Source organism: Paracoccus mutanolyticus (genome assembly GCF_003285265.1).
In the GTDB taxonomy this organism is placed as follows: Bacteria; Pseudomonadota; Alphaproteobacteria; order Rhodobacterales; family Rhodobacteraceae; genus Paracoccus; species Paracoccus yeei.
Genome location: NZ_CP030239.1, coordinates 353,131 through 378,415 on the forward strand (window position 1 = coordinate 353,131; position 25,285 = coordinate 378,415).

At 68.8% G+C, this 25,285-nt stretch carries 19 protein-coding genes and 4 pseudogenes; 12 read left to right on the forward strand and 11 right to left on the reverse strand.

Annotated features, from left to right (window positions below; all coding sequences use genetic code 11):
• The first annotated feature begins 74 nt into the window (after positions 1-74).
• Positions 75-1,640, forward strand: coding sequence for an alkyl hydroperoxide reductase subunit F (gene ahpF, locus DPM13_RS02105; RefSeq protein ID WP_112887362.1), 1,566 nt, complete (start codon positions 75-77; stop codon positions 1,638-1,640).
• A gap of 226 nt (positions 1,641-1,866) precedes the next feature.
• On the opposite strand, the pseudogene DPM13_RS02110 reads toward ahpF, so the two are convergent.
• The 6 genes and pseudogenes from DPM13_RS02110 to DPM13_RS02130 all read right to left on the reverse strand — a co-directional run.
• Positions 1,867-2,013, reverse strand: a pseudogene (locus tag DPM13_RS02110) (IS5/IS1182 family transposase); the annotation flags it as partial.
• Between the two features lie 345 nt (positions 2,014-2,358).
• Positions 2,359-3,363 (reverse strand): PHA/PHB synthase family protein, encoded by a 1,005-nt coding sequence (locus DPM13_RS21895; RefSeq protein WP_223252288.1) that lies wholly within the window; start codon positions 3,361-3,363, stop codon positions 2,359-2,361.
• 63 nt (positions 3,364-3,426) lie between these two features.
• A complete protein-coding gene (locus DPM13_RS21900) occupies positions 3,427-4,080 on the reverse strand; it encodes a poly-beta-hydroxybutyrate polymerase N-terminal domain-containing protein (protein WP_223252289.1) in 654 nt (217 codons plus the stop codon).
• 110 nt (positions 4,081-4,190) lie between these two features.
• Entirely contained in the window at positions 4,191-5,303 is a 1,113-nt protein-coding gene (locus DPM13_RS02120) for an ABC transporter permease (protein WP_112887363.1), read from the reverse strand.
• Position 5,304: 1 nt separating this feature from the next.
• Entirely contained in the window at positions 5,305-8,025 is a 2,721-nt protein-coding gene (gene rbbA / locus DPM13_RS02125) for a ribosome-associated ATPase/putative transporter RbbA (RefSeq protein WP_112887364.1), read from the reverse strand.
• 13 nt (positions 8,026-8,038) lie between these two features.
• On the reverse strand, positions 8,039-8,734 hold the full coding sequence (locus tag DPM13_RS02130) for an HlyD family secretion protein (RefSeq protein WP_223252290.1): 696 nt from the start codon (positions 8,732-8,734) through the stop codon (positions 8,039-8,041).
• 469 nt (positions 8,735-9,203) lie between these two features.
• Here DPM13_RS02130 and DPM13_RS26480 point away from each other — a divergent pair.
• The 8 genes and pseudogenes from DPM13_RS26480 to DPM13_RS02150 form a co-directional block, all read left to right on the forward strand.
• Positions 9,204-9,398 (forward strand): annotated as a pseudogene (locus DPM13_RS26480) (FecR domain-containing protein); the annotation flags it as partial.
• Positions 9,399-9,538: 140 nt separating this feature from the next.
• Positions 9,539-9,799, forward strand: a complete 261-nt coding sequence (locus DPM13_RS21915; RefSeq protein ID WP_223252671.1) for a FecR family protein — start codon at positions 9,539-9,541, stop codon at positions 9,797-9,799.
• Between the two features lie 114 nt (positions 9,800-9,913).
• A complete protein-coding gene (locus DPM13_RS02140; RefSeq protein WP_112887366.1) occupies positions 9,914-12,424 on the forward strand; it encodes a TonB-dependent siderophore receptor in 2,511 nt (836 codons plus the stop codon).
• A gap of 536 nt (positions 12,425-12,960) precedes the next feature.
• Entirely contained in the window at positions 12,961-13,287 is a 327-nt protein-coding gene (locus DPM13_RS21920) for an efflux RND transporter periplasmic adaptor subunit (RefSeq protein ID WP_262983236.1), read from the forward strand.
• 7 nt (positions 13,288-13,294) lie between these two features.
• Positions 13,295-13,807 (forward strand): efflux RND transporter periplasmic adaptor subunit, encoded by a 513-nt coding sequence (locus DPM13_RS21925; protein ID WP_223252291.1) that lies wholly within the window; start codon positions 13,295-13,297, stop codon positions 13,805-13,807.
• Positions 13,804-13,959, forward strand: a complete 156-nt coding sequence (locus tag DPM13_RS21930) for a hypothetical protein (protein WP_223252292.1) — start codon at positions 13,804-13,806, stop codon at positions 13,957-13,959. The genes DPM13_RS21925 and DPM13_RS21930 overlap by 4 nt, the downstream gene beginning before the upstream one ends.
• A gap of 14 nt (positions 13,960-13,973) precedes the next feature.
• Positions 13,974-14,300, forward strand: coding sequence for an ATP-binding cassette domain-containing protein (locus DPM13_RS21935; RefSeq protein ID WP_262983312.1), 327 nt, complete (start codon positions 13,974-13,976; stop codon positions 14,298-14,300).
• A 52-nt stretch (positions 14,301-14,352) separates the two neighbouring features.
• Positions 14,353-15,711, forward strand: a complete 1,359-nt coding sequence (locus DPM13_RS02150) for an ABC transporter permease (RefSeq protein WP_223252293.1) — start codon at positions 14,353-14,355, stop codon at positions 15,709-15,711.
• Positions 15,712-16,299: 588 nt separating this feature from the next.
• Here DPM13_RS02150 and DPM13_RS02155 read toward each other — a convergent pair.
• From DPM13_RS02155 to DPM13_RS02165, 4 genes and pseudogenes are all read right to left on the reverse strand, one after another.
• Positions 16,300-17,265 (reverse strand): GGDEF domain-containing protein, encoded by a 966-nt coding sequence (locus tag DPM13_RS02155; protein ID WP_112887367.1) that lies wholly within the window; start codon positions 17,263-17,265, stop codon positions 16,300-16,302.
• Between the two features lie 20 nt (positions 17,266-17,285).
• A complete protein-coding gene (locus DPM13_RS02160) occupies positions 17,286-17,843 on the reverse strand; it encodes a heme NO-binding domain-containing protein (protein ID WP_112887368.1) in 558 nt (185 codons plus the stop codon).
• A 3-nt stretch (positions 17,844-17,846) separates the two neighbouring features.
• Entirely contained in the window at positions 17,847-18,470 is a 624-nt protein-coding gene (locus DPM13_RS21940; protein ID WP_223252294.1) for a hypothetical protein, read from the reverse strand.
• Positions 18,461-20,031, reverse strand: a pseudogene (locus tag DPM13_RS02165) (ComEC/Rec2 family competence protein). The gene DPM13_RS21940 and the pseudogene DPM13_RS02165 overlap by 10 nt, the downstream one beginning before the upstream one ends.
• Positions 20,032-20,164: 133 nt before the next feature.
• Here DPM13_RS02165 and gltX point away from each other — a divergent pair.
• From gltX to DPM13_RS02180, 3 genes and pseudogenes are all read left to right on the forward strand, one after another.
• Positions 20,165-21,571 (forward strand): glutamate--tRNA ligase, encoded by a 1,407-nt coding sequence (gltX, locus tag DPM13_RS02170; RefSeq protein WP_112887369.1) that lies wholly within the window; start codon positions 20,165-20,167, stop codon positions 21,569-21,571.
• Between the two features lie 54 nt (positions 21,572-21,625).
• Positions 21,626-22,915: pseudogene (gene gltA, locus DPM13_RS02175) on the forward strand (citrate synthase).
• A gap of 180 nt (positions 22,916-23,095) precedes the next feature.
• Positions 23,096-23,749 carry an SDR family NAD(P)-dependent oxidoreductase gene (locus tag DPM13_RS02180; RefSeq protein ID WP_112887370.1) on the forward strand — a complete coding sequence of 218 codons (654 nt, stop codon included), beginning with the start codon at positions 23,096-23,098 and terminating at the stop codon, positions 23,747-23,749.
• On the opposite strand, the gene DPM13_RS02185 is transcribed toward DPM13_RS02180, so the two are convergent.
• Positions 23,746-25,179 carry a cobyric acid synthase gene (locus DPM13_RS02185; protein ID WP_112887371.1) on the reverse strand — a complete coding sequence of 478 codons (1,434 nt, stop codon included), beginning with the start codon at positions 25,177-25,179 and terminating at the stop codon, positions 23,746-23,748. The genes DPM13_RS02180 and DPM13_RS02185 overlap by 4 nt on opposite strands.
• Positions 25,180-25,285 lie beyond the last annotated feature (106 nt).

Sequence of the window (25,285 nt, forward strand, 5' to 3'; positions counted from 1 at the left end):
CCGCCCTTACCTGACTCCTGCCCGTGTTCGGGGGCGGCTTGCCGCCCCCCTCTCCCTGCCTGAAAGGATGCGACATGCTCGACCAGAATATGAAAACCCAGCTCAAGGCCTATCTCACCCGCCTTGTCCGTCAGGTCGAGATCACCACCTTTGCGGGCGATGACGCCAAGTCGCGCGAGATGCTGGCACTGGTCGAGGATATCCGCAGCCTGTCCGACAAGATCACCGTTGTCGACGGCGGCACAGGAACGCGCACCCCGTCCTTTTCGCTGACCTCGCCCGGCCAGGACATCCACCTGACCTTCGCCGGGCTGCCGATGGGTCATGAATTCACCTCTTTGGTGCTGGCGCTGCTGCAGGTCGGGGGACATCCGCCCAAGGTCGAACAGGCGGTGATAGACCAGATCCGGGGACTGGAGGGCCCGTTCCGGTTCGAGACCTATTTCTCGCTGTCGTGCCAGAACTGCCCCGATGTGGTGCAGGCGCTGAACCTGATGGCGGTGCTGAACCCCGGCATCGAGCATGTCGCCATCGACGGCGCGCTGTTTCCGGCCGAGGTCGAGGCGCGGCAGGTGATGTCGGTGCCGACAGTCTTTCTCAACGGCGAGATGTTCGGGGCCGGCAGGATGGATGCCGAACAGATTCTCGCCAAGCTTGATACCGGGGCGGCGGACCGTGCGGCCTTGGCCATCGGCAAGGAGGCCCCCTATGACGTGCTGGTGATCGGCGGCGGGCCTGCCGGAGCGGCGGCGGCGGTCTATGCCGCGCGCAAGGGCATCCGCACCGGCGTGGTGGCCGAACGCTTCGGCGGCCAGGTGCTTGACACCATGTCTATCGAGAACCTGATCTCGGTGCCCCGCACCGAGGGCCCTCAACTGGCCCGCGCGTTGGAAAACCACGTGCGCGAATATGATGTGAGGATCTTCAACGCCCAGACCGCCACCGGCCTGCAAGAGGTCGACGGCGGATATCGGGTCACCCTGGCCTCTGGCGCGACGCTGACCTCGGCGGCGGTGGTGCTGTCGACCGGCGCGCGCTGGCGGCGGATGGAGGTGCCGGGCGAAGGGCAATATCTGAACAAGGGCGTGACTTTCTGCCCGCACTGCGACGGCCCGCTGTTCAAGGGCAAGCGCGTCGCGGTGATCGGTGGCGGCAATTCCGGGGCCGAGGCGGCGATTGATCTGGCCGGGCTGGTCGCCCATGTCACGCTGATCGAATTCGACTCCCGGCTGCGCGCCGATGAGGTGCTGCAGCGCAAGCTCCGCAGTCTGCCAAACGTCACCATCCTGACCGAGGCCCGCACGACCGAGGTGAAGGGGGATGGCCGCAGGGTCACGGGCCTTGCCTATGAGGACCGCCGCAGCGGCAAGATCCGCGAGATCGCGCTGGAGGGCATCTTCGTGCAGATCGGCCTGATCCCGAATACCGACTGGCTGAAAGGAGTGCTGACCCTCAGCCCGCGCGGCGAGATCGTTGTGGACGAGCACGGCGCGACCTCGCTGCCCGGCGTCTTCGCCGCCGGCGACTGCACCACAGCCCCCTACAAGCAGATCGTCATCGCGATGGGCGAGGGTGCACGGGCAAGTCTTGCCGCCTTCGACCATCTGATCCGCCTGCCGCTGGCCGAAAAGGCGGCCTGAGCCTCAGAGATGAAGCTACGCGATCCTGGATAGGTGCTGGCACTGGCGGAGCATCGCATTGCCCATCGCGCGGGGGGATCTGCAATTGCTCCATCCGGTTCCGGCGCTTGTAGCGGTGCATGGCGTGCTTGAACGCCGCGACGCGCAGGCCGCGGTCGAGGCGATCGCCCACCATTGCGACCGCACGCGAGCCATTGCGTCGGGTCCCGGTCAGCCAGCACCATCCTCTAGGCAAGCTACCCAGCAGGGCCGCAGCGCCGGTGCAATCGCTGACTTGGCCTGCGGTCATGAAGAACCGGGTCGGGCGCCCATCGGCGACAGCATGCAGCTTGGTGTTCATGCCGCCTTTCGTTCGGCCGATCAGCGGCCCCTTTGGTCGCCAGTGTCGAATATCTATTACATAAATTCGATTATTAATGTTATTGCTGTCGAACGGTGGATTCAGACAAGACGAAGTGCAAATGCCAAAGCAATCAGGCAGCCGATGATTGCATTGAAATTCGGGAAAGCGCCACTTCGGGAGTTGCCGGTCTCCGGGTTCAGGCTTCGGTGACAGGCCTACGCTTGTCTGGGAAACGTTCCGTGTTGTCGGGCGGCATCCTTTGACCGCCCGCAAGGCGCCGGACATGACTGCGGCGCGCGGCATGGCCCCCGACCTGGCGCAGGAGCCATGCCTGTCCACTGTCGGCCGGCGGGCTAGCCGTGCCGATGAGCCTGCTTACCTCTGATGGACATAGCTGCCCGGCGCATCGCTCAGCGCCGTGCCCATGGCGGGTGGCGAAACCATGGCGCCCGACTGTGCGGTCAGCCAGTCGCCCCACGCCGTCCACCACGAACCCGGCACCGGATCATGCGCATCAAGCCACTCTCCGGCAGAAAGCAAGGGCGCATCCCGGTCATGCACGCCGATCCGGTACTGGCGGCGCGGGTGGCCGGGCGGGCTGACGATCCCCGCATTGTGGCCGCCCGACGTCAGGGCAAAGGTGATTTCGGCATCCGTGAACTGGTGGATCTTGTAGACCGATTTCCACGGCGCCACATGGTCGCGCTCGGTGCCGACAACGAACATCGGCAGGCGGATGTTTTGCAGGATCGCAGGCCGGCCGCCCACCATGAAGCGCCCGGCGGCAAGTTCGTTGTCCAGATACAGCCGTTGCAGATACTCCGCATGCATGCGCCAGGGCATGCGCGTGCTGTCGGCATTCCAGGCCATCAGATCGCTCATCGGCGTGCGTTCGCCCATCAGGTATTCCCGCACCATCCGCGACCACACCAGATCGTTCGAGCGCAGCAGCTGGAATGCCCCGGACATCTGGTCGGCCGACAGATAGCCGCGGTTCCACATCATGCTGTCCAGGAAATGCATCTGGCTGGGGTCGATGAACAACGCCAGCTCACCCGGTTCGGTGAAATCGACCTGAGCCGCCAGAAGCGTGACCGAGGCCAACCTGTCGTCGCCGTCGCGCGCCAGCGCGGCAGCGGCGATGGAGAGCAGCGTGCCGCCAAGGCAATAGCCCGTGGCATGGATCTTCTGTCCGGGCAGGATCTCGCCGATGGCCTCCAGCGCGGCCATGACGCCCATGCGGCGGTAATCCTCCATGTCCAGTTCGCGGTCCGACGCATCCGGGTTGCGCCAGGAAATGGCAAAGTCCGTTTGGCCGCGTTTTGACCATTCAGAATTGGGAAATTCGGGAATTTGACGTGCTGGTAATTCATGATCCATGCCGGGCAGGGCAGGCTGCGATACGGGAGGCAGTCCCTCGCCAGAAGGAAGCTGCGTCTTGGATCAGTCGATCAGATGGTTGCGGTAAACCACCTTGCCCGGGGTGACCGCCACCGTCTCGCCCGGCGCAAAGGCCTCGACTCCGACCGGAGGCTGGCCGGTGATCTGCCGCGTGGCATCCTCGGCCCAGTTCCTCCAGCCATGCCAGAAGTTCATGCCGCCGGTCGCCCATGTGCGGGCGATGATTTCGGGATTGGTCCAGGGATTGTTCGAGGGCGAGACCATGTCCAGCATCTGGCGGGCCGCGAACGAGACCACCTCCTCGTGATGCTTCATCACGCCCGGAACCTCATGGGTCATGTTGTGCAGCCATTGCTGGCCCAGCAGAAAGCCCTGGGCCAACCAGGAAAACGGCGGCTTGCTCCAGCCTTCATGGACGAAGCGGCGGTCGCCGGGCAGCGGTTCGATCGCGGGCGGCACCTTGGACGCCACGGTCGAGGCGAGCAGATGCGCCATCAGCCGGCCCGACTTGCGTGCGCCCTTCCAGACCAGTTCGGCCTGCTTTCCCGGGGCAGAGGCCAGATGGAATCCCCAGTCGAAACCGGCCAGCGCCAGCGATGCCGGCGACAGGCCGCCGGTCAGCTGCCCCACGAAAGCCTCGCGCATCCGGTCGATGGCCTGAAAGGCGGCGACACCGACGGGTTCGTCGGCAAGCAATCCCTGCGCTGACGCAGCGCGGTGCGCATGCGCCTTTTCTTCGGATCGGGCAGGAAGGTTTCCAGTCATCGGGTACCCCGCTAACACTTGCTTGGAAATGGACGGCGGTGTCATTTCAGGAACCGCCTGAACTGACCCAGGGAAAAGGCGAACAGCAGCCCCCCGATCACCAGCAGCGCCACCAGTTGCGGCCAGACCACACCCAGGCCCGCCCCGCGAAACAGCACCGATTGCGACAGGATCACATAATGGGTGTTCGGCGCGGCCAGCATCAGCGTCTGTACCAGCTCGGGCATGGATTCGCGCGGCGTCTGCGCCCCCGAGAGGATCTGCAGCGGCAAAAGCACCAGCATCAGCAGGATGCCGAACTGCGGCATCGACCCAGCCACCGTCGCCAGAAAGATCCCCAGCGATGCCGTGGCAAAGAGTTGCAGCGCGGTCGCCAGCACGAACAGCGCCAGCGAGCCCTGCAACGGAATGTCCAGCACCATCTGCACCATGACCGTCAGCGACAGGAAGCTGCTGATCAGCACCACGCCGCTCATCGACCAGATCTTCGAGACCATGATCTCGACCGGGGTCACGGGCATGACCAGCAGGTGCTCGATGGTGCCATGCTCGCGCTCGCGGATCAGCGCCGCGCCGGTCAGGATGATCGACAGCATCGTGACGCTGTTGACGACGCCCATCACCGCCTGAAACCAGCCGCCGTTCAGCTCGGGGTTGAAACGCGGACGCAGCACCAGTTCGGCCGGCATCTGCGTGGGCGCGCGATAACGGCTTTCGAATTCGGCGATCTCGGCCGCGACGATCGCCTGCACCTGGCCCGAGCCGGTGAAGGCCTGCGACATCCGCGTCGCATCGACGTTCAGTTGCAGTTCCGGGCGCTTGCCGGCCAGCAGGTCGCGCTGGAAATCGGGCGGGATGTCCAGCGCGAACGTGTCCAGCCCCCGGTCCATCCGCCGATCCATCTCGGCCGCCGTGATCATCTCGGGCGGCATGAAATAGGGCGGCTGGAACGCCTCGATGATCCGGGTCGACAGCGGCGACTGATCCTCGTCGACGACCGAGATATTGGCGCGGTTCAGCCCGTCGACCGCGCCGCTGGCGGACATGTGGACCGAGACGGTAAAGGAAAACACGATCAGCACCAGCATGATCGGATCGCGCAGCAGGCCGCGCAGCTCCTTGACGCCCAGCTGCCAGACATTGCGCAGGTCCATGCTATGCCTCCTGCTTGCGCATCAACAGCGCGCCCGCCCCGATCAGCACGGGAATGGCGATCAGGATCGGCAGCAGGGAGCCGCCCAGATCGGCCAGCCCCATCCCCTTGGAAAAGGCTCCGCGCGCGATGGTGACGAAATGGGTGGTCGGATAGATGGCCGAGACGAAAGCCGCGCCGCCGTCCAGCGAGGAGGTCGGGTTGATCAGCCCCGAGAACTGGATCGCCGGCAGGATGGTCAGGATGGCGGTGGCGAAGATCGCCGCCAGCTGGCTGCGCATGAAGGCCGAGACGACCAGCCCCATCGCCGTCGCCGTGGTGACGTAAAGCAGCGCGGCCAGCGTAAAGGCCAGCGCGCTGCCGGTGAAGGGCACCTGGAAGGCAAAGACCGCCACCGCCCACATCAGGATGAAGTTCAGGAATGCGATGGCGGTATAGGGCAACTGCTTGCCCAGCAGGAATTCCAGCCGCGTGACCGGCGTCACATACAGGTTGGTGATCGAGCCAAGTTCTTTCTCGCGCACCACCGACAGCGTGCTCAGCATTGCCGGGATCATCAGCAGCAGCAGCGGAATGACCGCCGGGGCGATGGCGACGAGGCTTTTGATGTCCGGGTTGTAGCGGTAGCGCAGTTCCAGCCCGTAGCTGCCCGCAACCGCGCCGGGGCCGAGTTCCTCGCGCATCTTCCCGGTCATCCAGTGCGAATGGACGCCCTGGACATAGCCGCTGACGGTTTCGGCCCGCATCGGGTTCGAGCCGTCGATCCAGCCGCCCACCTCGGCCGGCCGTCCGCGCAGCAGGTCGCGGCCAAAGCCCGGCGGAATTTCCAGCGCAAGGTTCAGCCTGCCCTCCTCCATCCGCCGGTCGGCATCGGCATGGCTGGTCAGCGGCGCCTGTTCGATGAAATAGCGCGACCCGGCGATCTGGGCGATATAGTCGCGGCTGATCGTGCTGTCGTCATGGTCCAGAACGGCAAAGCTCAGGTCCTCGACATCCATGCTGATGCCCAGCGCGATCACCACCATCAGGATGACCGAGCCGAGAATGGCCAGCGTCGCCCGGATCGGGTCGCGGCGCAGTTCCATCCCCTCGCGCATGGCATAGCTGAACATCCGGCGCGGATCGAACAGGCGCTGGCGGACCGGCGCGGCATCATGCCGGACCATGGGCGCGGCGGGCGGGGCATCGCGGTCGCCGGCGGCTTCCTCGAGCCAGGAGAAGAAGGCATCCTCAAGCGTCTCGCAGCCCCGGTCGCGGATGATGTTGGCGGGTGTGTCGGAAACCAGCACCCGTCCGGCGTGCATCAGGCTGATGCGGTCGCACCATTCCGCTTCGTTCATGAAATGGGTCGAGACAAAGATCGTCACCCCGTCCTTGCGCGAAAGCTCGGCCAGGATGCGCCAGAAATCGTCGCGCGCGACGGGATCGACGCCCGAGGTCGGCTCGTCGAGGATCAGGATGTCGGGCGCGTGGATCATCGCCACCGCCAGCGACAACCGCTGGCGGATGCCCAGCGGCAGCGCATCGGGGCGGCTGTCCATCATGTCGGTCAGGTCGAACCGCTCGGCCATCTCGCGGATGCGGCCCGGGATGCGCTCGGGCGCCATCCTGAACAGCCGCGCGTGCAGGTCAAGGTTCTGCGCCACCGTCAATTCGGAATACAGCGAAAACGCCTGGCTCATGTAGCCCACGCGCTTGCGGATCTCGATGTCGTTGGGGTCGACCTCGGCGCCGAACAGCTTTGCGGTGCCTTCGCTGGCCTGCAACAGCCCGGTCAGCATCTTCATCGTCGTCGTCTTGCCGCAGCCGTTCGAGCCGAGAAAGCCGAAGATCTCGCCCTTGGGGATGCGGAAGCTGACATTGTCCACGGCGGTGAAATCGCCGAACCGCATCGTCAGCCCCTCGGCCTCGATGGCGTAGCCGGCAGCGGTGTGATCCATCGGCGGGATCTCGACGGCGCGATGGCCGGCGCGATCCTCGGCAGGCAGCAACTCGATGAAGGCGGCGTCCAGATTGGCGGCGCCGGTGCGGGCGAGCAGCTCGGCCGGCGTTCCCGTCGCCAGCACCCGGCCCGCGTTCATCGCCACCAGCCAGTCGAAGCGTGCGGCTTCCTCCATATAGGCGGTGGCGACGATCACGCTCATGCCCCGACGGCTGGCGCGGATGCGGTCGATCAGTTCCCAGAACTGGCGGCGCGACAGCGGATCGACGCCCGTCGTCGGCTCGTCGAGGATCAGCAGGTCCGGGTCATGGATCAGCGCGCAGCACAGGCCCAGCTTCTGCTTCATGCCCCCCGACAGCTTGCCCGCCGGACGGTCGCGGAACGTCTCAAGCCCCGTCGCGGTCAGCAGATCGGTGATGCGCGCCTCGCGCTCGGCGCGGTCCTGTCCGAACAGCCGGCCGAAGAAATCGACATTCTCGAAGACCGACAGCGTATGGTACAGGTTCTTGCCCAGCCCCTGCGGCATATAGGCGATGCGCGGCCCGGCCAGTGCGCGGTGCCGATCCGAGCGCATGTCGCCCCCGAGCACGGTCAGGTCGCCCGCCTGCATCGCCCGCGCGCCCGAGATCAGCGCCAGCAGACTGGATTTGCCGACCCCGTCCGGACCGATCAGCCCGACCATCCGCCCCGCCGGGATCGCCAGGTCGATGCCCGCGAGCGCACGGACGCGCCCATAGGTCAGCCCGATCCCGCGCGCCTCGGCAATCACCGCACCGCTCATCCCGGCCACCGGATCACTTCACGACATTGCTCAGGAAACCGGGCCATTCGACCGTCGGATCAAGCCGGATATAGGCCATGCCGGGCAGGCCGGTCTTGACCTGCCGGATATAGCGCCGCAGCAGTTCGGGCGCGATCCGGGCGCGGACACGGAAGGTCAGCTTCAGCCGCTCTTCGACGGTTTCCACGGTCTTGGGAGTGAACTGCGCCACGTCCGACACAAAGGACACTTCGGCCGGGATCACCGCCTGCGGCACGGCGTCCAGCACCAGCCGCACCTCGGAGCCGATCTCGACCCGGCCCGCCTGTTCGGTCGGCAGGAAGAAGTTCATATAGACGTCCGAGACGTCGATCATGTTGATCACCCGCCCGCCCGATCCCACCACCTCGCCCGGTTGCGCCAGCCGGTATTGCACCCGCCCGTCGCGCGGCGCGGTCAGCGTGGCATCGGCGATATCGGCCTCGACGCTGACCAGCCCGGCCTGCGCCGCCGTCAGCGCCACCTCGGCATCGACCACCTGCGCCTTTGCGGTGCTGATCGCGGCCTCGGAGGCGGCAAGGCTGGCCCTTGCCGAGGCAAGGCTGGCGCGGGCGCGTTGCGCATTGGCACGGTCATCTTCCAGCACCTGCTGCGAAACCGTATTGCTGCGTTCCAGCGCCTCGGACCGCGCCAGACGCCGTTCCGCCGCATCCAGCGTTGCCTGCTGCAATTCGATCGCCGCCTGGGCCGCCTCGCTCTCGGCCTTGCCTGCCGCACAAGGATTTTCGCGGTTTCGATGGCGATCTTGGCGCGCTGGATCTGGGCCTCGACCTCCTGCTTGCGGGCCTCGAGCTGCGCCGTGTCGATCCGGGCCAGAACCTGCCCGGCCGAGACGAATTCGCCCTCGGCGACCATCACCTCCTTCAGGCGTCCCCCGGTCTTTGCGGCGATGTCGATATCGACGGCCTCGATACGGCCGTTTCCGCTGGCGATGCCGGCCGGCAGGGCAGGTCGAAAGCCTGCCCGCCGGGCTTGGCCGGCAGGTGCTGGGCCAGGGCGATCCGCAGCCCGACCGGCGCCGGACCCTGATGCTGATGGCGGGGCTTGCCGCGGCAGGCGCCGCCGGGACCCTGGCCTGGCAGCAGCCCTGGAACAAATGGGGCGCGGATGTGGCGACCGCCGTGGGCCAGCGCAAGGCGATGACCCTGCCCGATGCCTCCGAACTGGTGCTGAACACCGACAGCGCCGCCGACATCGCCTTCACCCAGGCGGCCCGGCGCATCGACCTGCGCAGCGGCGAGATCCTGGTCACCACCCGCCCCGACCCCGCCCCGGCGGCGCGGCCCCTGCTGGTCGGGACGACCCAGGGCGATGTCCTGGCGCTCGGCACCCGGTTCTGCGTACGCGAGATGGAGGGCCGTGTGCGCGTCGCCGTGTTCCGCGATGCGGTCGAGATCCGGCCCGCCCGGGGCGCCGCCAGCCGGCTGGTTGCCGGGCATCAGGCAGAGTCGCGGCCGAAGGCGTTGCGCCGGCCGTGCCGACCGATGACAGCGCCGCGATCTGGGAACAGGGGATGCTGCTGGCGCAGGATATGCCGCTGGCCCAGGTCCTGGCCGAAATGGCCCGCTATCGCCGCGGCGTCCTGCGCTGCGATCCGCGCGTTTCCGGCATCCGCGTCTCGGGCGCGATCTCTCTGGCCGATACCGATGCCGGGCTGGCGCTTCTGGCCCGCACCCTGCCGGTGCGGGTGGTGCGCCGCACGCCCTGGTGGGTGGTGGTCGAGCCGCGGGGCTGATTATTTTCCGTCCGGGGTGATCAGTTTTCGCCGCTCGTCCGGTGAACAGGGCAAGGGCCAGCCACCGCGCGATCCAGCCAGCCGCCGATCCAACCGAAAACAGGACGAAGCAGCATGAATCACCTGATCTGCGCGCCGGCCGCCGCCGCGCGCGCGCTTGCCCTATCCACCGGCCTGGCCACAAGCCGCGCGCTGCTGCTGGGCACCGCGCTTGGCGCGGTGCTCGCCGCCCCGGCCCTTGCCCAGACCAGGGACTATGCCATCGGGCCCGGACGGCTTGGCGACGTGCTGGCCCGCTATGCCGCCGCCTCGGGCGTGCAGCTGGTCTATCAGCCCTCGGACCTGGCTGGGCGGCAAAGCGCCGGGATCAGCGGCAGCTATACGGTCGAACAGGGCTTTGCGGTCCTGCTGGCCGGCAGCGGCCTGCGGCTGCAGCAGGCGGGGCCGGGCAGCTATGTCCTGGTCACGCCGCAGCCGGCCGGCAGCGCCGTGCCGGCCGCAGACGGCTCGGTCGTGCTGGACGCGGTGACCTTGCGCGCCGGCGGCGCCACGACCGAGGGCACCGGCCGCTACAGCACGGATGCGGCCAGCATCGCCGGGGGCGTCGAATCGCTGAAGGAACTGCCGCAGACCGTCACCGTCATGACCGACGCGGTGCTGAAGGACCAGAACCTGACCATGATGTCCGAGGCGCTGGTCAAGGCGCCCGGCGTCGTCGCCATTACCGACGCATCGGGCAACCCCGAGTTCCGCTCGCGCGGCTTCGTCATCGACAACTACCAGATCGACAACCTGGGCACCTCCTATACCTCGACCTTCCGGCCGGATTTCGACATGGCGATCTATGACCGGCTCGAGGTGCTGCGCGGCGCCGAGGGGCTGTTTTCCGCCGCGGGCGACCCCGGCGGCACCATCAACCTGGTGCGCAAGCGGCCGACGGACACGCGGCGCTCCTCGGTTGCGCTGGCCTATGGCAGCTGGAACAACCGCCGTGTCGAGGCCGACATCGGCGGCCCGATCACCTCGGACGGCCGGTTGCGCGGCCGGATGATCGGGGTCTGGCAGGACCACGACTATTTCTACTCTCCCTCGGATGAGGAAAAGCAGCTTCTTTACGGCATCCTGGAATACGACCTGACGCCCTCGACCACGATCAGCGCCGCGATCAGCTATCAGCACCAATACGGCACGCGATGGTCGACCGGCCTGCCGACCTATACCGACGGCAGCCAGCTGGACCTGCCGCGCGACGTGGCGCTGACCGCCGACTGGGCCAAGCGCGACACCACCACGCGCGAGTTCTATCTCAGCGCCGAGCACCGCTTCAACGACGACTGGACGCTGAAGCTTAGCGCCATGCGGCAGCGCTTCGACTATGACTACATGCAGCTTTCCGTGGGCGGGCCGGTCGATCCGGCGACCGGCGTCTTTGGCGATCCCGACGCGTTCTCGGAAGATGCGGGCAACCATTCCGATGGCGTGGACCTGAATATCAGCGGCCGGTTCAACGCCTGGGGCCGGGACTACAAGCTGACCGCCGGCGCCGACTGGCGGCGCAGCGACGGCAAGCAGATCCGCAACGGCTTTGTGACCGCCTTTCCCGACGGTGCGCTGACGGTGGACGATTTCCCCGGGCTGGACCTGCCGGCCCCGGTGCTGACCGGCGCGACCACGGGCTGGCCGGCCTTCGGCACCAAGCAGCAGGGGATCTATGCCCGGCTGGACATGGAGGTGACGGACAAGGCCCATGTCATCGTCGGCGGCCGCTACGGCAATTACAAGCACCGCGAGATCGCAGAAAGCCGCGACGAGGACGGTAATGTCACGTCCTACGACAGCAGCTATCGCTGGCGCGCGGACGGCATCTTCACGCCCTATGCGGCCGTCACCTATGACGTGACGCCGGACTGGACCGCCTATGCCAGCCTGACCGAGATCTACAGGCCGCAAAGCAACAAGGCCGGCCCGCCCGAGAACCCGACCCTGCTGGACCCGATCACCGGCCGCAACTTCGAGCTTGGGGCAAAGGGCACGATGCTAGACGGCGCGCTGAACGTCTCGGCCGCGCTCTATCGCATCGAACGCAAGGGCGAGGCGGTCGAGGACACGCGCTATGACGACGAGGACGGCACCTTCTACCTGCCGCTGGGCAAGGTCGTCAGCCAGGGCCTGGATCTTGAGGTCTCGGGCGAGGTGGCGCCGGGCTGGCAGGTCTTTGCCGGCTATACCTGGAACCACAACAAGAACGAGAACGAGGACGCGATCTACAGCGCGCTGACGCCCAGGCACATGCTCAAGCTGTGGACTGACTACACCCTGCCGGGTGAGCTGTCGAAATGGACCGTGGGCGGCGGTGTGACGGTGAAAAGCAAGCATGCCAACACCGGCACCTATTGGTCCTGGGCGGGCGATCACTGGGATCAGCCCCGCTTCGAGATCAAGCAGGGCGGCTATGCGGTTTGGGACGCCTATGTGAACTATCAGATCGACGACCGCTGGAACCTGGCGCTGAACGTGAACAACGTCTTCGACAAGACATATTACGCCACGCTGGGCGTGCCGAACGGCGGCAGCTGGTATGGCGAACCCAGGAACGCCACCCTGACCCTGCGCGGCCAGTTCTAGGCCAGACCGGCGATGGCGGGCCCTGCCCCGCCGTCTGCCCATCCGGCTTTGCACGGGCAGGCCCGGCGGCCCCTGTGCGGCGGCCCGTCATGGACGGCTGCCGCAGGCCGCCAGGTCGCCCCATTGCCTTTTGCGAAGGATTTCAGGCTTGTTCCTTTCCGCCTCGTCTCGCTCTGCCGTCATCTGCGGGGGGCGGCCATGAACACCCACGCCCCGACCGACGGTGCGCTGCCCCCGCCCCTGACGATGCCCGAGCCCGCCCCCTCGCGGCGCAGGCGGACGCTGGCCGCGGTGCTGCTGGCGGCCGTGGCCGTTGCCGCCGGTGGCTGGCTGTGGTCGCCACCGCCGCCCGTCGCCTATGACACCGCCCCCGTTACCCGCCGCGACCTGGAAAACGCCGTCACCGCCAGCGGCCGGATCGAGCCCAAGGCCGCAGTCGATGTCGGCGCCCAGGTCTCGGGGCAGTTGGCCGGCTGCTGGTCCAGCCCGGCGACCGGGTCCGCGCCGGCCAGCTTCTGGCCGAAATCGACGCCGAGGTGCAGGCCGCCCAGGTCGAGGGGCTGCAGGCGGAACTGGCGCGCCTGGCCGCCGAGCGGACCGAGCTGCAGGCGCAGCTGGGCTTTGCCGAGCGTCAGGCCGGGCGGCGCGGCTCGCTGGTCGGGCGCAGCGCCAGCCAGGAAACGCTGGAAGAATCCGAGCGCGACCGCGACGTGCTGCGCGCGCGGGTCGAGGCGCTGGACGCCACCATCCGCCGCAGCCGCGCCGAGTTGCGCGCCGAGGAGGCGCAGCTCGCGCGTTCGCGCATCACCTCGCCCATGGACGGCACCGTGGTGGCGGTCGAGGCGCGCGAGGGCCAGCGCTGAACGGCAATTGCGACACGCCGGGCTGCTGCGCATCGCCGACCTCTCGACCATGACCGTGCGCAGCGACGTGTCCGAGGCGGACGTGGTGCAGCTGACCCCGGGCATGCCGGTCTGGTTCACCACCCTGGGCTTTCCCGACCGCCGCTTCCGCGCCGCGCTGCGCCAGGTGCTGCCGGCGCCCCCGGTCCGGAAAGAGGGCGAGGCCGAAAGCGCCGTCGTCACCTATGTCGCGCTTTTCGATGTTCAGAACGCGGGCGGCGCGCTCTTGCCCGGCATGACCGCGCAGGCCTTCTTCGTCACCGAAAGCGCCGCGCAGGTGCTGACCGTGCCGGTCTCGGCGCTGGAGGGTGGCCGCGTCCGGGTGCAGGACGCCTCGGGCCGGGTCGAGGCGCGACGGGTCGAGACCGGCATGCGCACCCGCGCCTTCGTCGAGGTGACCCTGGGTCTTGCCGAGGGCGAGCAGGTCGTCACCGGCATCCGCGCGGCCAAGGACGACCCGCTGCTGCGGCTTGCGCCATGACCGAGCCGCTGATCCGCATCCGCGGTCTGCACCGCGTCTTTGGCGAGGGCGCGGTGCGGACGCATGTGCTGCGCGGCATCGACCTTGACATCCACGCCGGGGAATTCGTGGCCATCGTGGGCCCTCGGGCTCGGGCAAATCCACGCTGCTGAACATTCTGGGCCTTCTGGACCGGCCGACGGCGGGCAGCCATCACCTGGCCGGTCAGGACGTGGCGAGCCTGTCGCGCGATGCCCAGGCCGGCCTGCGCAACCGGCTGTTCGGCTTCGTCTTTCAGCAATACAACCTGATCCCGACGCTGTCGGCGCTGGAGAATGTCGAGCTGCCCGCCAGCCACACCGGCGCAAGCCGCGCGGCCCGGCGCGACCGGGCAGCGGCGCTGCTGAAGCGGCTGGGCCTTGGGCATCGGCTGCACGCCCGGCCGGCGCAGCTGTCCGGGGGCCAGCAGCAGCGGGTCTCGATCGCGCGGGCGCTGATGAACGGCGCTCGGTGATCCTGGCGGATGAGCCGACCGGCGCGCTCGATGCCGAAAGCGGCGGCAGGTGATGCGGCTGCTGACCGATCTGGCGGCAGAGGGCCATACCGTGATCCTCATCACCCATGACCCGGACATCGCCGCCCGCGCCAACCGGGTGATCCGCATCGGCGAGGGGCGGATCACCGCCGACAGCGGCCCGGTCCCTGCGCAGGACCCCGGCCCGGCGCTGCCGACGCCCCGCCAGCGCCGCGCGGCCTTCCTGCCCGCCCTGCATGAGGCCGGGCGCGCGGCCCTGGCCGCTATCGCCGCAAGCCCGGTGCGCACGGCGCTGACGCTGTCGGGCATCGTGATCGGCGTCGCCTCGGTCGTGGCCATGCTCGCCATCGGCCGCGGCGCGCAGGAGGAGTTCATCGAACGCGCCTCGGCCATCGGCACGAACTGGGTCGTCGTCAGCGCGGACCAGGACACGCGCATGCCGCGCCGGCCGCTGACGCCGGGCGATGCGCAGGCGCTGAAGGGGCTGCCGAACGTCGAAGGCGTCATGCCCGGCCGCTGGGAGCAGGCGGCAGTCAGCGCGGGACCCTTCTCGGTCGAAACCGACGTGCTGGGCGCCGACCGGGACTTTCGCGGCGTGCACGGCTGGGACGTGGCGCGGGGCAGCTTCTTCACCCGGCAGGACGAACGCTCGGGCAGCCCGGTGGTGCTGCTGGGCGCCACCGTGGCGCGCACCCTGTTTCCCGACGGGCGCGACCCGACCGGCGAATTCGTCATGGTCAACCTGTCGCCCTTTCTGGTTGGCGGCGTGCTGCAAGCCAAGGGGCTGAGCGAGAACGGCAGCGACCGCGACCGGCTGGTCGTCATGCCGCTCAGCAGCCTGGAAAGCCGGGTCTATGGCCCGGACGAGTTGTCGGTGATCGTCGTCGCGCTGCATGACATGGCGCGGCTGGCGGAAACCAACGCGCTCTTGCGCGAGGTGATGATCCAGCGCCACGGCGCCGAGGATTTCTGGCTGACCGACGCCGCCGGCGCCTTTCGCCAGGCCGAGGCCGAGCGCGCCGCGCAGAACCTGCTGCTGGGCGCCATCGCGGCGATTTCCATCTTCGTGGGCGGCATCGGCGTCATGAACATCATGTTCATCACCGTGCGCGAGCGCACGCGCGAGATCGGCATCCGCGCCGCGACCGGCGCCTCGATGCGCGACATCCTGACCCAGTTCCTGACCGAGGCGGTGGCGCTGTCGACGCTTGGCGGCATCGCCGGCCTGGCGCTCGCCGGCGGCGTCGGCGCGGTCGCGGCCTGGGGCTTTGGCATGCCGGTGGTGTTTTCGGTCACGGTCGCGCTGGGGGCGATGGCCGGCGCCCGCTCTTGCCGCGCGGTTCGGCCTGGTGCCCGGCCTTGTTCGAGGCCGCCGTGGTTGCCTTGGTGAAGCGGCCGGTGGTCGCGCTGCGATGATTGCTGCCGTTGGAAGATTTCGCCGTGCATAGAGGCGCGTCCCGCCGGCGTTTCGCGGTCGAATGCGCGGCGGGCGAGCGGCATGGAGTGTTACGGGGAGGGTGCGGTTGACCAGTAGCGCCGGCAAGGAAGACCGAGCGCAGCCGCATCGAAACGACCGGAGACGGCCCACCGAGATGCGATGACACGGGCCGGCCTGCAAGGCAGCGATCCGGCTGAGGGCCTGCTTCAAGCCTGGAATGCTTGGGCCCTGAATGGCCTTGCTGCCGGGGGTGATCTGTGCCTGCAAGATTTCCTCTGTCTGGCACAAGACTTTCTCAGCATGGTCCGGCCCTTCAGGGTTCTGGCCAGCCCCGCAGCTTGGACAGCCGCGACCAGTCCCAGACCGCAGGACGGCTTCAGACCCGGTTGCGGTGGCAAAGCATGGCCGTTCGCTTCCCGCACGGCCTGCCAACCCTCCCCGGGCGACGCGATGCGGGACGTGCCCCGGCTTGCCCGCTTGGCATCGTAAGTTGCGGTGGCACAGCATGGCCGCCCCCTCACCGCGCGGCCCGCCACACACCTATCCCGGCGACGCGGCGCGGGCCATGCCGCGGCCGGCGCGCTTGGCCTCGTAAAGGGCGGCGTCGGCGGCGGCCAGCATCGCGTCCGGGTCGGAAAGGGCGTGCTCGGCCGAACGGACGAAGCCCAGGCTGGCCGAGACGCGGCAGAGCGCATCGCCGGCGGGGATCGGCTCCTCGATCCGGCGGATGATGCGGCGCGACAGGCCCAGCAGCTGCTCGGCCCCGCCCGGACGCATCAGCAGCAGCAGGAATTCGTCCCCGCCGGTGCGGGCGACCCGGTCGGCAGAGCGCGTTTCGGTGCGCAGGATCTGGGCGACGTGCCGCAGCACGTCGTCGCCTGCCGCATGGCCGTGGATGTCGTTGACCTGCTTGAAGAAGTCCAGGTCCAGCTGCGCCAGGGCAAAGGGCACCGCACCCGCGTTGCGCCAGGCCGCCTGCAGCGCCAGTTCGAACCCCCTGCGGTTCAGCAGCCCGGTCAGGGGATCGGTCATCGACCTGGTCTCGGCCGCCTCGAACGCCGCCTCCAGGCGACGGTTCGCGCGGCCCAGTTCCGCCAGCACCGCCTGGTTCGCCTCGTGCAGGAACAGGAACTCCATCGCCAGATCGGCCGGGGCGAAATCGGCGTCGGTCAGCGAAAAGCTGCGGATCGCCTGGGCCAGGGTGATGCCGAAGCCCAGGTTCATCAGAAAGCCGCCGCCCCGGGCACGACCATGGCCGCGCGCAGGATGGCCGGATGGTCCCGCAGCCGCAGTGCAGACGCTGGCCGGCCCGGATGCGCGGCGCAAGATGGGCGAACCCCTCGGGCATGCCGTGCGGATGCACCGGGGCCAGGCAGGTTTCGACCGGTCGTGCCCGCCGATCAGCTTGGCCAGCGTCGATCCGGCCGAACGGATCGCGCCCCCCTCGGCCACAAGCAGGTGCATCGGCAGCAGCGCCCCAAGGCCGTCCAGATCGGTGTCGCCCATCGCCCTTGTCCTATCTCGCCCTATTCGGCCGACAGCGCAAAGGGCCGGCCGGCGGCATGTTCCTCAAGCACCACCCGCAACGTGATGCGGTTTCCCGCAACCGCGATCAGCGCAAGCGTGCCGTAATCGTCGGCCATGCCGCGCAGCATGCCCGCAATCGCCCAGATCCAGCCGCGCGGCCGGTGCGAGACATAGATCTCGTAGTCCTCGGCCCCTTCCGAAACCACGCTCAGTTCGGGCTGCGGAAAATGCGGCAGGACCAGCAGGGCGCGGCCCGGCAATTCCTCGAGCGAGCGGATGAACTCGACAAAGTTCGGCCCGCTGAAGCGAAGCAGCCGGCGCACCCCCTCGAGCCGGACGACCCAGGCGCCCAGGTCCTCGGCGATTTCGGCGACGGGCTTGCCCAGGCGGCGCGACGCCAGAAACACCAGGCGCCGGGTCTCCTGCGGCGAGGTGTGGACCAGCAGCGGGCGCGACGCCCGTTCGGGCAGCGCGCCCTGCACGAGGTCCTGCCAGAAGGCATCGCCATAGGAACTGCGCAGGAAGCTTTCGAGCGAGCGGCCGACCAGGGTATACATGGCTCAGTGTCCCTTGAGGGTGTGGGGGCCGCCGGTCCAGGCGCGGCGGCCGGCACGCTCGGCCGTGGTGACGATGCGGTATCCGGTCGGCGCCATCTCGATCGCCAGGGCGCCGGTGCGGCGCAGCGCCCCCCGGTCCATGAGCCGGCAGGCGGGACGCCGGCCCAGGGCGGCGCGCAGCTCCTGGTCCGACACGATCACCGCGCCGGCGCGGCACAGGTCCGCGGCCAGGCTCGCCGCCCGCTTGCCGGTCAGGTGATGCAGCGCGACGTCGGTTCCGGGCAGGTGCACTGTCGCGCTGCGGGCAAAGGCCGCGCCGCTCCAGAACGGGCGGGCGGCGGCCGATGCCTGGTCGGCCTGGTCGCCATCCGCCTCGAGCCACTCGGCGGCGGCAAAGGCGCCCCCCTTGGGCTTCGACAGCGCCCGACCCGAGGGGGTCATCACACCGACCGCGTCGCCGTCGCCCGAGACCAGGACCAGCGGGCGTTCGTGACGCAGCCACACGACCAGCGCCAGCAGCAGGACCAGGCCCCCCGCCAGCCGCCGCAGCCGCACCAGGCCGCCCCCGGCCATCGGCGAAACCGGGGCCAGGATCACCAGGCAGGCGCCCAGCCCCATCAGCGGCACGACCAGCGTGGGCGGGGCGGGCAGGCCGTGACGGCGCCGTTGAAGCCCGCGACCCAGTCGGCCACGATCAGCATCCAGCGCGTCCCCAGCCCCATGAACCACAGCGCCGGCTGCGCCAGGCCGAGGGGCGCCAGCACCGCCGCGATCACGCCCGCGGGCATGACGACCATGCCGACCACCGGCACGACCAGCAGGTTCGCCAGCATGCCGTATTGCGTCATCCGTCCGAAATGCGCCGCCGCGAAGGGAGTCGTCGCCAGGCTCGCCACCAGCGAGGACAGCAGCAGCATCGCCGCCGGGCGCAGCCACCAGGGCATCGCGGGCGCGTGCCGGTTCCAGGGATCCTGGGACAGGATCAGGGCGAGGGTGGCCGCAAAGCTCATCTGGAAACCGGCCGAGGTCAGACCCTCGGGCTCGGCCGCCAGGATCACCACGGCGGCGACCGCGACCGTGCGCAGGGACACGACCCTGCGGTCGGCCATGATCGCGGCCAGCATCACGGCGACCTGATGAACGACCGTTCGGTCGCGACCCCGCCGCCCGAAAGCCACAGATAGACCGCCGAGGCAAGCAGCGCCCCGCCCGCCGCCCATTTGTGCAGGGCCTGGCCCCGGATGGCGCCCAAGCCCTGCAGGCCCACCCCCATGAGGCGCAGCGCGGCATAGGTGAACCCCGCCAGCATCGTCATGTGCAGCCCCGAGATCGAGATGATGTGGTAAAGGTTCGAGGCCCGCATGATGTCGTTCGTGCGCTCCTCGATCCCCGAGCGGTCGCCGGTCATCAGCGCGGCCGAGACCGCGCCCTCTTGCCCGCCGATGGCCTGGCGCATGGCCTCGGCCATGGACATGCGCAGCCGGTGCAGCGCCAGGGCGCCGCCGGGACGGGGCGGTTCGACCGTCAGGACGGGCGCGCGGGAATAGCCGATGGCGCCCAGCCGCTCGAACCAGGCGACGCGGCGGAAATCGAACGCTCCCGGCTCGGTCGGGCCGTTCGGCGGGCCCAGATGGGCCGACAGCATCACGCGCTGCCCCGGCAGCGGCAACGTGCCCTCGTCGAACAGAGAGACGCGGACCCGTTCGGGCGTCCGTTCGGGCGCCACGTCGTCCAGCGCCACGCGATCCAGCGTCAGCCGCATCCGGTCGCGGGCCGAACGGTCGACCATGACCACCCGCCCCTCGACCGGGCCATAATAGCGGAAATCCAGCACCGGCGCCGCGACCGACCAGGACCGCAGGCCGGACAGGCCAAAGCCCAGAACAATGGTCGCCAGCGCCAGGCAGACCAGCCGCAGCCGGTCCGCGCGGTCCCAGTCGAGCCGGCCCGCAACGGCCCGGGCGCGGGCCGCGGCCGCCAGCGCCGGCGCGGCCAGCAGCAGAACCAGGCAGGCGGCATAGATGCGGGGCCCGGGTTCGTCCGGCAAGGCGAACCAGGCGCCGATGCCCAGCGCCATCCAGACCGGCAGCCAGGGCAGCAAACCCGCGCGGATCACGACGGGTGCGCGCGTCACCCGCGAGGCGGCGGCAGGGCGTGCCGCCGCCCCCACACCGCCCGCCGTGGTCATTGCCGTCGTCACCGAAACTTGTCCTTGTCCCAAGCCTTGCGTATCTCTGACGGCGAGACTGGCACGCCGTCCCTTTCGAAAGGCTTAACGGCGTCCGCCCCCTGCTGATTTTTCTGGATTGTCTGGCCCTGAAATGACCGATTCCCGCCCTGTCGTGACCCGCTTTGCCCCCTCGCCCACCGGATACCTGCATATCGGGGGGGCCCGGACGGCCCTGTTCAACTGGCTTTACGCCCGTGGGCGGAATGGGCGATTCCTGCTGCGGATCGAGGACACCGACCGCGCCCGCTCGACCCCCGAGGCGACGGCGGCGATCCTGAAGGGGCTGGAATGGCTGGGCCTCGACTGGGACGGCGAGCCGGTCAGCCAGTTCGAGGGCCGCGCCCGCCATGCCGAGGTCGCCCGCGCCATGCTGGCGAACGGCACCGCCTACAAATGCTTCTCGACCGCCGAGGAGATCGAGGCGTTCCGCGACGCCGCCAAGGCCGAGGGCCGCTCGACCCTGTTCCTGTCGCCCTGGCGCGACGCGGACCCGGCGACCCATCCCGACGCGCCCTTTGTCATCCGCCTGCGCGCGCCCCGCGACGGGCAGACGGTGGTGCGGGACGCGGTGCAGGGCGATGTGACGTTCGGTAACGACCAGTTGGACGACATGATCCTGCTGCGTTCGGACGGGACCCCCACCTACATGCATGCGGTGGTGGTGGACGACCACGACATGGGCGTGACCCATGTGATCCGGGGCGACGATCATCTGACCAACGCGGCCCGCCAGATCCAGATCTATCAGGCGATGGGCTGGGACGTGCCGGTCTTTGCCCATATCCCGCTGATCCATGGCGAGGACGGCAAGAAGCTGTCCAAGCGTCACGGCGCGGTGGGCCTGCACGAATTCGCGGCGATGGGCTATCCGGCGGCGGCGATGCGCAACTATCTGGCGCGGCTGGGCTGGAGCCACGGCGACGACGAGCTTTTCGACGACGACCAGGCCAGGGCGTGGTTCGATCTGCCGGGAATCGGCAAGGCCCCGGCCCGGCTGGACTTCAAGAAGCTGGAGCATGTCAGCGGCTGGCACATCGCCCGGATGGAGGACGACGCGCTGATGGCGGAAATCGCCGCCTATCTGGCCGAAACCGGCGCCCCTGCCCTGACCGAGACGCAGAAGGCGCGCCTGGCCCCCGCCCTGCCCGCGCTGAGGGCCAAGGCGAAAACCCTGCCCGCGCTGCTGGAGCAGGGCCATTTCGCCCTGGTGTCGCGCCCCCTTGCGGTTGAGGACAAGGCGGCGGCCGCGCTGGATACGGTATCCCGTAGTATACTGGCAGAATTGACTGCCGCATTGCAGCATGCTAGCTGGGACCGCGACGACCTCGAGGCGGCGGCCAAGCAGATTGGCTTGTCGCACGGGCTGGGTCTGGGCAAGATCGCGGCACCCTTGCGCGCCGCCCTTGCCGGCCGCAGTTCGACCCCGAGCGTATTCGATATGATGTTGGCGCTTGGCCGCGAGGAAACGCTGGCCAGGTTGCAGGATCAGGCGGGCTGATCGCCCGCGCCCCATCGTCCGGCAAGGCCGGAGACAGGTCTAAAGGAGAACGGAATGGCAGAGAGCAAATCCGCGAAGCTGCTTGTCGAAGGAAAGGAAGTCGAGCTTCCGATCCTCAGCCCTACGGCGGGGCCGGATGTCCTGGACATCCGCAAGCTGTACGGCCAGGCGGACGTGTTTACCTATGACCCCGGCTTCACCTCGACCGCGTCCTGCGATTCGACGATCACCTATATCGACGGCGACAAGGGCGAGCTGTGGTATCGCGGCTATCCGATCGAGCAGCTGGCCGCCAAGTCGCATTACCTGGAAGTGTGCTATCTGCTGCTTTACGGGGAGCTGCCCACCGCCGAGCAGATGACCGACTTTGAACGGCGCGTGACCCGTCACACCATGGTTCACGAGCAGATGCACAACTTCTTCCGCGGTTTCCGCCGCGATGCGCATCCGATGGCCACCATGGTCGGCGTGATCGGGGCCATGTCGGCCTTCTACCACGATTCGACCGACATCAACGACCCCTGGCAGCGCGAGGTCGCGGCGATCCGGCTGATCGCCAAGGTGCCGACCATCGCCGCCATGGCCTACAAGTATTCGATCGGCCAGCCCTTCGTCTATCCGCAGAACGAACTGGATTACGCCAGCAACTTCCTGCACATGTGCTTTTCGGTCCCGGCCGAGAAATATGTGGTGGACCCGGCGCTGTCGCGTGCGATGGACCGCATCTTCACGCTTCATGCGGACCACGAGCAGAACGCCTCGACCTCGACCGTGCGGCTGGCGGGCTCCTCGGGGGCGAACCCCTTCGCCTGCATCGCGGCGGGCATCGCCTGCCTCTGGGGCCCGGCCCATGGCGGCGCCAACCAGGCCTGCCTGGAGATGCTGCGCGAGATCGGCAGCGTCGAGCGCATCCCCGAATACATCGCCCGCGCCAAGGACAAGGACGATCCGTTCCGGCTGATGGGTTTCGGCCACCGCGTATACAAGAACTTCGACCCGCGCGCCACGGTGATGAAGGAATCGGCCGACGAGGTTCTGGACCTGCTGGGCATTCACGACAACCCGACGCTGCAGGTCGCCAAGGAGCTTGAGAAAATCGCGCTGGAGGACGAGTATTTCGTCTCGAAGAAGCTTTATCCCAACGTCGACTTCTATTCGGCCATCATCCTGTAAGCGCTGGGGGTGCCGACGGCGATGTTCACGCCGATCTTCGTGATCGCGCACCGTCGGCTGGATTTCGCAGTGGAAGGAAATGATCGCCGCCCGCAGAACAAGATCGGCCGCCCGCGCCAGCTGTATGTCGGCGCGCAACGGCGCGACTATGTGGACGTGAAGGCGCGCTGAGGCGGGCTTGCAAGGTTGAAACGGCCCCGGGCGCAACCCCGGGGCCGTTTGCTTTTCAGGGGCTTTGCCCCTCGGCCCGTGCCGGGCCTCACCCCAGGATATTTGTGCAAGAAAGAAGTCCGCTGGGGCTGCGACATTGCGGGGCTTGCGCAAGGCCGGGCGCGGTGCCACACCACCGCCATGAGCGAAGCATCCAAGATCGCGCTGGTCACCGGCGCCTCGCGCGGGCTGGGCGCCGCACTGGCCGAAGGGCTGGCGGCGCGCGGCTGGCATATCCTGGCCGTGGCCCGAACTGCGGGCGCGCTGGAGGAACTGGACGACCGCATCCGCAAGGCCGGCGGCACCGCCACGCTGGCGCCCCTGGACGTGGGCCAGCCCGAGCCGATGGTCAAGCTGGCCGAGGCCGTGGGCGGGCGCTGGAAGGGGTTGGACCTGTGGGCGCATTGCGCAGTCCATGCCGCGCCGCTGTCGCCCGCGGGCCATGTGGATGCCAAGGATTTCCAGAAGTCGGTCGACCTGAACCTGGTCGCCGTGCGCGGGCTGATCGCGCTGTTCGAGCCGCTCTTGCTGGCGCGCAAGGGCACGGCGCTGTTTTTCGACGACCCGCGCGCCGGGCAGAAGTTTTTCGGCAGCTACGGCGCGACCAAGGCCGCGCAGATCGCGCTGGCCCGCAGTTGGCAGACAGAGGCCGAAAGCATCGGCCCCCGCGTCGTCATCGCCAGACCCGCGCCCATGCCCACGGCCACGCGCGCGCGGTTCTTTCCGGGCGAGGACCGCGCCCGCCTGACCCCCTGCAAGGCCGAGGCCGAGCGCATCCTGGCCGACCTGCCTTAGCCCGCCAGCGCGAACAGGCGGTCAAGGTCCAGGTGCGTCTCGAGATGGGCGGCAAGGCGGTCCAGCACCGCCTCGACCCCCGCGCCATAGCCGGGCGTCGACGGCGCGCCCAGCCGGGCCAGCCAGGCCGCGCGAAAGGCGTCGCCCGCGAACAGCCCATGCAGATGCGTGCCCGTGACGCGGCCGTCGGCGCTGGTCGCGCCCTCGGGTTCGGGGATATGGGCCAGCGGGCGGGCGCAATCGGGGCCCTGGGCGCGGCCCATGTGGATCTCGTACCCCTCGACCGGCTGGCCAAGCGCGCGGCCCTGCACCCGGGTCAGGCGCTTGTCGGGCACCATCCGGGTTTCCACCTCGAGCAGGCCCAGCCCCCGGGTGCTGCCCGGGTCGCCGTCGTGGCCGTCCGGGTCATGCACCCAGGCCCCCAGCATCTGGTAGCCGCCGCAGATGCCCAGCACATGGCCGCCGCGCCGGACATGGGCGGCAAGGTCGATGTCCCAGCCCTGCTGGCGCAGAAAGGCCAGGTCGCCCCGCGTCGACTTAGTGCCGGGCAGGATCACCAGATCGGCGTCGCCCGGCAGCGCCTGGCCCGGGGGCACCATGGTCAGCCGCACCCCCGGCTCGGCGGCCAGCGGGTCCAGGTCGTCGAAATTGGCGATGCGCGACAGCATCGGGCAGGCGATGTGCAGCCCACCCGCGCCCACCGCGCGGCGCAGGTCGACCGCATCCTCGGCCGGCAGGCGGGCAGCGTCGGGAAACCAGGGCACCAATCCCAGGTCGGGCCAGCCGGTGCGCTGCGCGATGAAGGCCCGGCCGCCGTCGAACAGCGCCGGGTCGCCGCGAAAGCGGTTGACCAGAAAGCCCCGGATCATCGCGGCATCCCCCGGCTCCAGCACCGCCTGCGTGCCGACGATCTGGGCGATCACCCCGCCCCGGTCGATGTCGCCGGCCAGCACCACCGGCACGCCCGCCGCGCGGGCAAAGCCCATGTTGGCGATGTCGCGGGGGCGCAGGTTGACCTCGGCCGGGCTGCCCGCGCCCTCGACCAGCACCAGTTCGTGGACGGACGCCAGCCGGCCGAAGCTGTCCAGCACCGCAGCCATCAGCCCGGCCTTCAGCGCGCCGTAATCGGTGGCCTGCGCCCGCGCCATTGCCCGGCCCTGCACCACGACCTGGGCGGCGCGGTCGGTTTCGGGCTTCAGCAGCACCGGGTTCATGTGCACCGAGGGCTCGAGCCCCGCCGCCCGCGCCTGCAGGGCCTGGGCCCGCCCGATCTCGCCCCCCTCCGCCGTCACAGCGGCGTTGTTCGACATGTTCTGCGGCTTGAACGGTGCGACGGACAAACCGCGCAAGCGCGCTGCCCGGCACAGGCCCGCCACCAGCAGCGACTTTCCCACGTTCGAGCCCGTGCCCTGGATCATCAACGCCGGCATGGAACCCCCGCTTGCCAATCTTGCCCTTGGTGACTAGATAGGCGCGTCGCTGAAAGAAAGGCCCCGTGGTGGAAAACGTCGTCCTGACCGTGCATCTGATCCTAGC